Genomic DNA, 8,903 nt, shown 5'->3' with positions numbered 1-8,903 from the left:
GGTGTCTCTGGCGCAATGGCTCCACTCCGAACCCATCCCGAACTCGGCTGTGAAACGTTGCTGCGGCGAAGATACTTTGGGGGTTGCCCTCTGGGAAAATAGCTCGATGCCAGACTTCTTCTTTTTATAAAGCCCTCTTTTCTTTACTGAAAGAGGGTTTTATTTTTTCTATTTAGCTTTTTTCGCCGGAAGCCCCACTTAGTCTTTTAGTCTTGGGCAACAATCTTGATTCATCGTATTATTCAACACTATCTTTTTTTTCTTCTTTTCTGTTCTTTAGTAAGTACGTCATCATTTCACCCTTACCTTTAACCTGAATCGTACCTCGCTCTTCAAACTGATACTTATCCCGCAAATGTTGATAGGTTGAGGCACTCACTTGAATTCCCCCAGGAACTCCGTGGGATTCCATGCGGCTAGCGGTATTAACCGCATCCCCCCATAAATCATAGATAAACTTTTTTGTGCCAATCACTCCAGCAACCACTGGTCCAGTGTTAATGCCAATTCGGATTTTAAACGGTTCACCATATTTAGCGCTAAATTGAGCCACTTGCTGTTGCATCTCTAATGCCATATCCGCGATCGCGTCGGCATGATTATCGCAGGGTGTGGGTAATCCGCCGACAACCATATAAGCATCGCCAATGGTTTTAATTTTCTCCAACCCATAAGTTTCGGTAAGCTGATCAAAGGCGGAAAAAATTTCATTGAGTAGTTTTACCAATTCTGTTGCCGATATCCGTTGCGAAAGCTGGGTAAAACCCACGATATCCGCAAATAATACTGTCGCCTCCGTGAAGCTATCCGCAATCGTCTGCTGGTTTTGTTTCAAGCGATCGGCAATCGGTTTAGGTAAGATATTTAGCAGCAGGAGTTCTGATTTTTCTCGTTCTGCCTCAATCTCAGCCGTGTAATGTAGCGATCGCACAATATACATAACCAATGTTCCGGTTAATAGCAAGCCACTCAACAGGGTTACTTCAGCCAGAGGCGGAATTCCAAAACCTGAATCCTGTGGTATTTCCCAGAAACTGAGTGACAATTGCTGATCAGCGACTTGAATAGGGTGGGTATAAATCAGATGGTTACGACAAGATGATCGATCAGGCTTCATCTCAACCGTTTTTGTCTGGGATTGATACAGCGCCAGATAACGTTCTGGATAGGGTAAAGACGGATCAGATAGGCAAAAATTTAGCGTATCAATCTGTAGCCCTTTCAGTGAAGTCGTGATAATTTCCTCTAAAGAATAAACCCCAATCATTGCACCCCGAAAAGCCTGACGGCGAGTTTCAGGTGTATTGTGAGGCATATCATTATGGTAAAGCGGTAGTAAAATTGTCAGACTATCTGACGGTTTACCAGGTATCTTTAGCTTACTCGTAGCGACTAATTGTCCTGTCATACGTGCTTTTTCCAGTAGAGATTTACCCACGGGATGAGACGCCAGATCAAAGCCAATGACATCCTGTTGCGGAGAAAAGGTAATCGGAAAATAATCCGAACGCGCCTTAGCGATAACCTGTTTTTTTACGGGATGGTATTCATAAATCGAAAAATTGGCAAACCCCTTTTCTGCCATCTGTGCTTCATAACTGGGGCGTTCCCTAGCCGACACAGGTTTAAGCCAACCCAGAGTCAAAATGCCTGAATGGATAGAAAGAAAATGCTGTGTAAACGCTTCATAATCATCTTGCTGCACCTGATCAGACGCTTCGTGAAACGCGCTCAAGGATACAACCATATAATAATATTCATCAATTTTACGCTGGAATGTGGTTGTCAGGTTATCGGTTTGTTGTTGCAATTGTAGTCGAGTTTGGTTGTTTGCCCATTTCCCAGCCGTTACAGTTGCGGCAATTGACAGTCCAATTCCCACAGCAAGGGTTAACCCAACGGGAATATAGCGATGAATCTTAGACAATAAGGGTGTATCGGTTTTAATCATCAGCCAAGCACTTCCATTAATTAACCTGGCACAAGAGACTGAACCCATAAGTACGGTGTCACGAAACTCAAGATTCAAAAGGCTTACATGGCAAGCGTTTCGGTAACTTTGAATAATTGCTATATTTCCACCGCGCCGTACTCATCAATTGTCAGAACAGTTCAAAATACCAGTTTTACTGTGATGACACCCTGCTTTACTATTGACGCAAAGGATTTAATTGTCAAGATAGGAAGATAAAGGCTAAAAGAGTAGCTCATACTTGACTCCTGTTTAACTATCGAATCAAATCATCTTAATCTTCTGTCTCCTGGGCTTTGTCCTCTGCTTTATCTTCACGAAATAACACTATGAATCCGGACGTTTTTTTGCGGTCAGAAAATAAGTCATCATTTCTCCCTTCCCTTTCACCGGAATGATTCCCCGTTCTTGAAACACATAGTTATCCTGTAAATGCTGATACGTCGCTGCTGTCACTTGAATTGTACCCGGAATTCCATGAGATTCCATGCGGCTAGCTATACCCACCTGATTACCAATTGCTGTAAGACATCATGAATCTATAAAAACAGCCGTTAATGCTTCAAGGCGCAACGCGATCGCTATATTCATCATTTGACGGATGAAATGAAGGTAAAACTTTTTACTAAAATTCGGGAAAGCCTTAATCCTGGCGGTGTGTTTTGGAATGCTGATCCGGTTGTCCCTGAATCACAACTTTTGTCAGAAACCTATAAGCGTATTCGCGAGGAATGGTGTGTAAAACAGGGAACCACGTTAGCCGAAGTCAGGACGAAAACAGGTAAAAGTATTCCTTACGGTTCTTCTCAACCGGATCAATTAGTTACATTAGCCGCCCATCTAGATATGTTGAAAGCGGCTGGGTTTGAATCTGTAGCCGTACCTTGGAAATATTATGGGTTAGCGGTATTTGGTGGAGAAAAGGTATAGGGCAGAGGGTATCCTAGGTTGTAGAGACTCCTCCGGTGGAACGTCTGTTGTAGGGGCGGGTTTTACCCTTAACGGGAAGCTTTTCACCCTGATGTCACTAAACCCGCCCCCAACGGAGTGCAAGAATTTTAAGGGCAAATGACATAAACAAATCTAAAGGGAAATAGGGGCGATGGCAAAGAATTCTCACCGACCAAAAAAGGATGACGCCGTTCTCGGCGGTAAAAATCCACCCCCAACTAAAGGCGTAGTCTTAGGTGGTATTGCTGGGGTGAGGATGCGTTTAACCTCTCTTGTCGTGGAACAACGTTTAGCCGCTATTAGCGAAGCCATCGCCTATGGGGATGCGGGGTTACATTTAGTGAAGGAAGCTTTTGGGCAAGATAAATCCCCACGGGTACGACAAGCAGCACTCTTAGTCCTGTGGAATAAGGAACAACTGTGGGTTCAACAAGCCATTAAACATTATGTCCCATCTAATCGAGTCGCCTGGTGGCGGTTAGATGAAAAAGAAGGGGACATCGCGGCGGATAGTGTGGGGGGAAATGATGGCACAATTAAGGGGGCGACGCCAGTGACGATGGTTCCCGGTCGAATGCCGGGATTAGGTGGTGCGGGACATCCGGATGAGGTGAATTCGGAGTCTTATCGCTTTGTGGAATATGTTCTACCTCAAGGGTTAGGGAGTGCGCTGCAATTTGATGGGGATGACTACGTGGAGATTCCCCATGGATCAGCCCTGAATTTTGGGGTTGGGGATTTCTCGATTGGTGTGGGTGTTAAAACTCGCCGTCGTGGACTTGAGGTAATTTTAGATAAGCGCGTGGAAACCTCTGGATCTGTGCAAGGATATTGTTTATATCTGCATCATGGTCGGTTGGGTTTACAATTAGCGGATGGAATCGAGCCGACTTGGACGAATTATGATAGTCAGTGCTTAATTGCCGATGATCGCTGGCATTATCTAGTGGTTACCGTTGACCGAGATGCGACGGATGGGGGACGATGGTATGTTGATGGGATTGAGTTAGAAAATCGGTTTAATCCGACGGGACAACAGGGTTCGCTGAATAATTTTAAACCTCTGCGATTGGGACAGGGTTCGGATCATCCGAGTTCACCGGGATTCTTTCAGGGTAGGATGAGTGATGTGCAACTGTTTAATCGATCGCTAGCCGCACCTGAGATTCTAGCGGTTTATCACAAGGTTGGGGTGAAGGGGACGCGATCGGGATTTATTCATAAGTAATTAGTAGTTTGTAATATCCAATCTGATGTTTTTTTAACGCAGAGGAACGCAGAGGTTTTCGCAGAGGGACGCAGAGAAATTGGTAGTATTTGGGGGGAGGTTTTATAGAATTGGAGAAGTAAGCGGAAATAATATTATAAATGATTATGGTGGAGCACTTTAATCAACCCAGAGACAATGACGCTGTTCTTGGTTCATCCTATTGTGCCCCTCTGGGTGCAGTTATTTTAGGCGGGATTGCAGGGGTTAAGCGGCGTCTGACAAGTGACGATGAGACGGTGAGAATTGCTGCACTCAAAAATGCGCTGAAGTATGGAGAATCGGGTTTAGGGGTAATTATCCCAGCCTTGCAGGATGAATCAGAACAAGTGCAGCGAATTGCCTATTTACTGTTGCGCGATCGCACAGAACGAGAGGCAAAACGGGCGTTAAATGCTTATCTCCCTTATCACCTGTTTGAAGATATCATAACGCATAAGGCGGGTCAATCCATTGCCATTAGTCCCGATGGCACAAGAATTGCCTATTTACGCGGGAAAACCATTCGAGTTCGCCATATCGAGACGCAAGAAATCCTCTACAAGATTCCCAAATATCCCAAAGCCAAAGAATTTTTGGCGTTAACTAATGATATGAAAATAGTGGTGCGAGTCAGTAATGGTGCAAGTCATGTCATCGAGATTTGGGATCAGGGAGAACTTCGCCACAGTCTCTATGGACATCAAGATATCATTCGGGCGATCGCGATTCGTCCCGATGGTCAAATTCTCGCTAGTGGCAGTCAGGATAGCACGATTAAACTTTGGCATTTAGAAACGGGTAAACTGATTTGTACGTTTAGTAATCAATTAACTCTAGGGGCGCATACGGATGAGATTTGGAGTCTTGCCTTTAGTGCGGATGGTAATACGTTAGTCAGTAGTAGTCGGGATGGCAAGATTAAGCTGTGGGATTTGCGGACAAGAGATCGACCTCGGACATTGAAAAGTTACGCTAACCAAGTGGCGATGAATCCTGATGGGTTGACGTTAGCGAGTACCAATTGGCAAGGACAAATCCAACTCTGGAATCTGGCGACTCACCAGGTTGAACATACGTTGGAGGGATATTATTATGCGGTGAATAGTCTGCTGTTTAGTCGATATGGGCGAATTTTAATCAGTGGTGGGAATGATCGGGCAATCAAGTTTTGGGATGTGGCGACGGGAAAGCAAATTCAAACATTGACGGGACATAAAGAGGCTGTAACCTGTCTGGCGTTTTGTCAGAATGGGCAATACTTAGTTAGTGGAAGTTTGGATAAGACGATTAAGATATGGGGCTGTATGAATACTGATGGCGGGTTTTGTTGATCCATTATCGCAGATAAACTGAGTGACTAAACCCGCCTTGACTAGAAGAATAAATACTGGATTTTTTATTGCCAGCGACCCACAACCACTCTCACTGTCCCGTCTTCTAGCACATCCTCTTCTTCGACATTAAACCCTTGCTCTTGCACGGAATGCATTAACATTTTATGGGCATACTTTTGATTAACGGAATTGACGAATTCTGTTTGGTTAATTTTCGCCCCCCAAAAATCTGCCACGAGTTGATAGGCTTCCCCATTTTGGCGAAAACCTAAATCGTAACCATTAGACTGGCGAATCACGTATTCGGCTTCGGTGATATTCCCGTGATAGCCGCGTACCGAGGTATTGCATTCGACTTGATACCCCAACTCCTGCAATGTTTGATGCAGAATTTCGCCGTTTTTGATCTGAATGTTGATGGTGGTGAAGTGAGACATAGTTTTAGAGGTTAGTAAATAGAATTAAGACAATGTTACTAAGTTAAGCATTGGTAGTGGCGTGGACACCTAATTTAGTGGATGACGCTTACGCCCGGAAACCTTAGGGGCGCACGAAGCGTGCGCCCGATGCAATGGTAAAATCTATTCCACCATTTTAGCTGTGTCACGCCAATAGTCGGTGATACATGCGTTTATGGCGCTAAAGCGCAACTACGAACCTAGATTAAGGAGTGTGTAAATTTCTCTCTAGGGAAGGATGTGGGAGTTAGACTCTAGCCAGACGCGATCGCACGTCTATTCTGTTTAGTGTAAAGCATAACCGCAGTTAGGAGGGTTCTCAATGGTACTTCGGAAAATGATGGGTTTGGGGCTGGTGATGGTACTTTTGTCTGCTTGTAGTATTTTCTATGAAGACGAAGCGGCTACTATACCGCCAGAGGAGACAGTAGATAAGACAGCAATAGAGAACAGTTCTACCTTAGGTGATGTCTCGGAGAATAGGGAGGAGTTGACGGGTGAGATGATTACGGTGGATGGTAAGGTGGGCGAGGTTATCGATTCGAGTACATTTAAGCTGGTACAGGAAAAACCCCTGTTAGACAAACAAGTCCTGGTGATGAATGCTAATCCCGATACGCCGATTATAGAGGACAACTGGGTGAGAGTTACAGGGGAAGTGGGTCGGTTTGTCAGTAAGGAGGAATTGGAGAAGGATTACGATTTGACTTGGGATTTAGATGTGGAACAAAGCATAGAAGCGGAATACGAAAATAAACCTATAATTTTGGCTGAGTCTGTGGAACTCCTAGCTGTGGATTGAATGGGAGTTTGCCCAGATTGCGGCTTGGGTGCGATCGCGTAGGTTCAATCGGCTTAAGATATTGGTAATATGATTCTTCACGGTCTTCTGGGAAATATACAGAGTTTGGGCAATTTCTCGATTATTCGCACCCGTGGCGATTAAGCGGAGGATTTCCTGTTCTCTGGGGGTTAGTTCATCCCAAGCGGTGGAGGAATTGGAGACAGAAGCAGGGATTTGCGTCATAATCTTTTGACCAATTCCTGGTCCCAATTGAGTATACCCCTTATGCACCGCCCGAATCGCTTGGGCTAATTCGTCGGGGGGTGTATCTTTGAGTAAATAGCCCGATGCACCATAATGCAGGGCTTGGGTAATATACTCATCATCATCGAATGTGGTTAAAACCAATAGTTTGATGTGGGGAAACCGTTGATGGATTTGCCGAGTAGCGGCGACACCATCCATAACAGGCATACGCACATCTATGAGGATAATATCAGGTTGTAGGGTTTCCAGTTGTGCGATCGCGGTTTCTCCATTATCGCTTTCTCCGATAACCTCGAAATCATCTTCAAATTGTAATAAGGCTTTTAATCCGCGTCGGACTAAACTTTGGTCATCAACTAATAGGATTTTAATCATAAAAACTCCACTCCACACTCAACCTTAAATCAGGGCGGGTTTTGTACAAAATTTACCATCTATAGCCAAGCAGAAAGTCCCATTACCCGCCCCTACACCTCCACTACTTATGACGAATGACATAAGACAAATCACCACTCAACCCTAACTTGACACCCTTGTCCGGGTGCTGTGTTAATTGTAAAACGACCCCCTAACGCTTGAGTACGTTCCCGCATCCCTTGCAGTCCAAAACCCGTGGTATTCTGCGTCACATCAAATCCTCTGCCATTATCCTGAATGATCAGATGGAACTGGGAATCTGTCCAAATCTGGATACTCACCTCCGTGGCTTTGGCGTGTTTATAGATATTGGTGAGGGATTCTTGGATAATCCGATAACTCGCCATTTTCATATCAGGCGTCACCGGATGGGACAAATTAATCTGACAATCGGGTAAGATACCTGTAGACTTGTGAAACTCTTGGATTAAAGACGCGATCGCATCCTCTACAGATTGCCCTTGTAACGGGTTAGACCGCAGGGTTGCTACGGATTGACGCACCTCTTGCAGCGCAGTCGCGGCGACTTGTTTGACTTCGAGTAAAAAACCTTTGGCTTCGGCGGGATTCGACTCCAAAAGCCGCAACGCCGCTTCTAAGTGCAGATTAAACGTAATCAGAGAATGTCCCAAGGAATCATGGATTTCTCTAGCAATCCGATTCCGTTCTTGCAGCGTCGCCATATCCTCAATTCGGGTAGCATAGCGTCGCAGTTGAGCATTTGCCTGTGCCAATTCGTCCCGACTGCGCCGTTCGGCTAATACGGCATCAACTAATAACTGTAAAAAGACCAAGACTAAGCCAAAGACTACTATAGAACTTAACAGGATAAATAGCCAGCGTTCTGGCATTGCCAAACGTGGAGGGCGAAGGCGAAGGCTGCGAGACTGAAATCGGTCAACTTCTCGCATTAGAAATAAGACAAAGGCAAATCCGGTAATAATTAAGCGACTTTGCCGTTCAAAGATAAAACAGTTTCGGATAACTAAAATAATTAACATCAAGGGTAACATACGAAGTTTACCCACCAAGGAGACGAGGAGAATTACGCCAATTTCCACGCCGGTATACATCACCTTGACCGATTTCTGAGTCGGTAATCTCAACCCCATCACACCAAAGACGGCTAAACCCAACAAATTCAGGAGAGGGAAGCGAGGGAGATGGGGAAAGGGAAACCGCAGGAATTCAATGATAGCGATGATTCCCAGGAGAATCCATTCTAGATATAAAAGGAAAGGAATTGGGTGTTTAGTCATTAGTCATTTGTCATTAGTCATTTGTCGTTCGTAAAGTCGGGGCGGGTTTAGTTTCATCTCGGTGTAACCAAAAAGATAGTAGTGAAACCCGCCCCTACACAATCTCCCTCTGCTTCCCCTGCTCCTGATAACTGATAACTGAGAACTTATAACTGATAACTGAGAACTTATAACTTCCTCATCTCCCCATCACCTCCACACCAATATAGGAC

Annotated in this window: 8 protein-coding genes, 1 rRNA gene and 1 pseudogene; 5 read left to right on the top strand and 5 right to left on the bottom strand. The window is 44.9% G+C overall.

The window, feature by feature from the left end:
- A 5S ribosomal RNA gene (rrf, locus tag RIB93_RS24635) occupies window positions 1-115 on the top strand; the annotation flags it as partial.
- A 123-nt stretch (window positions 116-238) separates the two neighbouring features.
- On the opposite strand, the gene RIB93_RS24630 is transcribed toward rrf, so the two are convergent.
- Together RIB93_RS24630 and RIB93_RS24625 are read right to left on the bottom strand one after the other, a co-directional pair.
- Window positions 239-2,029 (bottom strand): adenylate/guanylate cyclase domain-containing protein, encoded by a 1,791-nt coding sequence (locus tag RIB93_RS24630; RefSeq protein WP_446376609.1) that lies wholly within the window; start codon window positions 2,027-2,029, stop codon window positions 239-241.
- Between the two features lie 270 nt (window positions 2,030-2,299).
- Complete coding sequence (locus RIB93_RS24625; RefSeq protein WP_446376607.1) at window positions 2,300-2,479, bottom strand: adenylate/guanylate cyclase domain-containing protein; 180 nt, start codon at window positions 2,477-2,479, stop codon at window positions 2,300-2,302.
- A gap of 78 nt (window positions 2,480-2,557) precedes the next feature.
- Here RIB93_RS24625 and RIB93_RS24620 point away from each other — a divergent pair.
- From RIB93_RS24620 to RIB93_RS24610, 3 genes and pseudogenes are all read left to right on the top strand, one after another.
- Window positions 2,558-2,902: pseudogene (locus RIB93_RS24620) on the top strand (class I SAM-dependent methyltransferase); the annotation flags it as partial.
- Between the two features lie 172 nt (window positions 2,903-3,074).
- Entirely contained in the window at window positions 3,075-4,151 is a 1,077-nt protein-coding gene (locus RIB93_RS24615) for a LamG domain-containing protein (protein ID WP_446376605.1), read from the top strand.
- A 140-nt stretch (window positions 4,152-4,291) separates the two neighbouring features.
- The gene (locus RIB93_RS24610) at window positions 4,292-5,503 is read left to right on the top strand and encodes a WD40 domain-containing protein (protein ID WP_446376603.1); all 1,212 of its coding nucleotides are present in this window, start codon (window positions 4,292-4,294) and stop codon (window positions 5,501-5,503) included.
- A 65-nt stretch (window positions 5,504-5,568) separates the two neighbouring features.
- Here the strand turns inward: RIB93_RS24610 and RIB93_RS24605 are convergent, their stop codons facing one another.
- Window positions 5,569-5,943, bottom strand: coding sequence for a DUF1257 domain-containing protein (locus tag RIB93_RS24605; protein WP_446376601.1), 375 nt, complete (start codon window positions 5,941-5,943; stop codon window positions 5,569-5,571).
- Window positions 5,944-6,286: 343 nt separating this feature from the next.
- On the opposite strand from RIB93_RS24605, the gene RIB93_RS24600 reads away from it, so the two are divergent.
- A complete protein-coding gene (locus RIB93_RS24600; RefSeq protein ID WP_446376599.1) occupies window positions 6,287-6,766 on the top strand; it encodes a hypothetical protein in 480 nt (159 codons plus the stop codon).
- Here the strand turns inward: RIB93_RS24600 and RIB93_RS24595 are convergent.
- Both RIB93_RS24595 and RIB93_RS24590 read right to left on the bottom strand, forming a co-directional pair.
- Window positions 6,752-7,390 carry a response regulator gene (locus RIB93_RS24595; protein WP_446376597.1) on the bottom strand — a complete coding sequence of 213 codons (639 nt, stop codon included), beginning with the start codon at window positions 7,388-7,390 and terminating at the stop codon, window positions 6,752-6,754. The genes RIB93_RS24600 and RIB93_RS24595 overlap by 15 nt on opposite strands.
- Window positions 7,391-7,521: 131 nt before the next feature.
- Window positions 7,522-8,691 carry a sensor histidine kinase gene (locus RIB93_RS24590; RefSeq protein ID WP_446376595.1) on the bottom strand — a complete coding sequence of 390 codons (1,170 nt, stop codon included), beginning with the start codon at window positions 8,689-8,691 and terminating at the stop codon, window positions 7,522-7,524.
- Window positions 8,692-8,903 lie beyond the last annotated feature (212 nt).

It is taken from the genome of Coleofasciculus sp. D1-CHI-01, from assembly GCF_040218875.1.
Taxonomy (GTDB): domain Bacteria; phylum Cyanobacteriota; class Cyanobacteriia; order Cyanobacteriales; family Coleofasciculaceae; genus Coleofasciculus.
The sequence above is the reverse complement of the archived record's forward strand: the minus strand, read 5'-3'. Positions and strand labels throughout refer to the sequence as shown.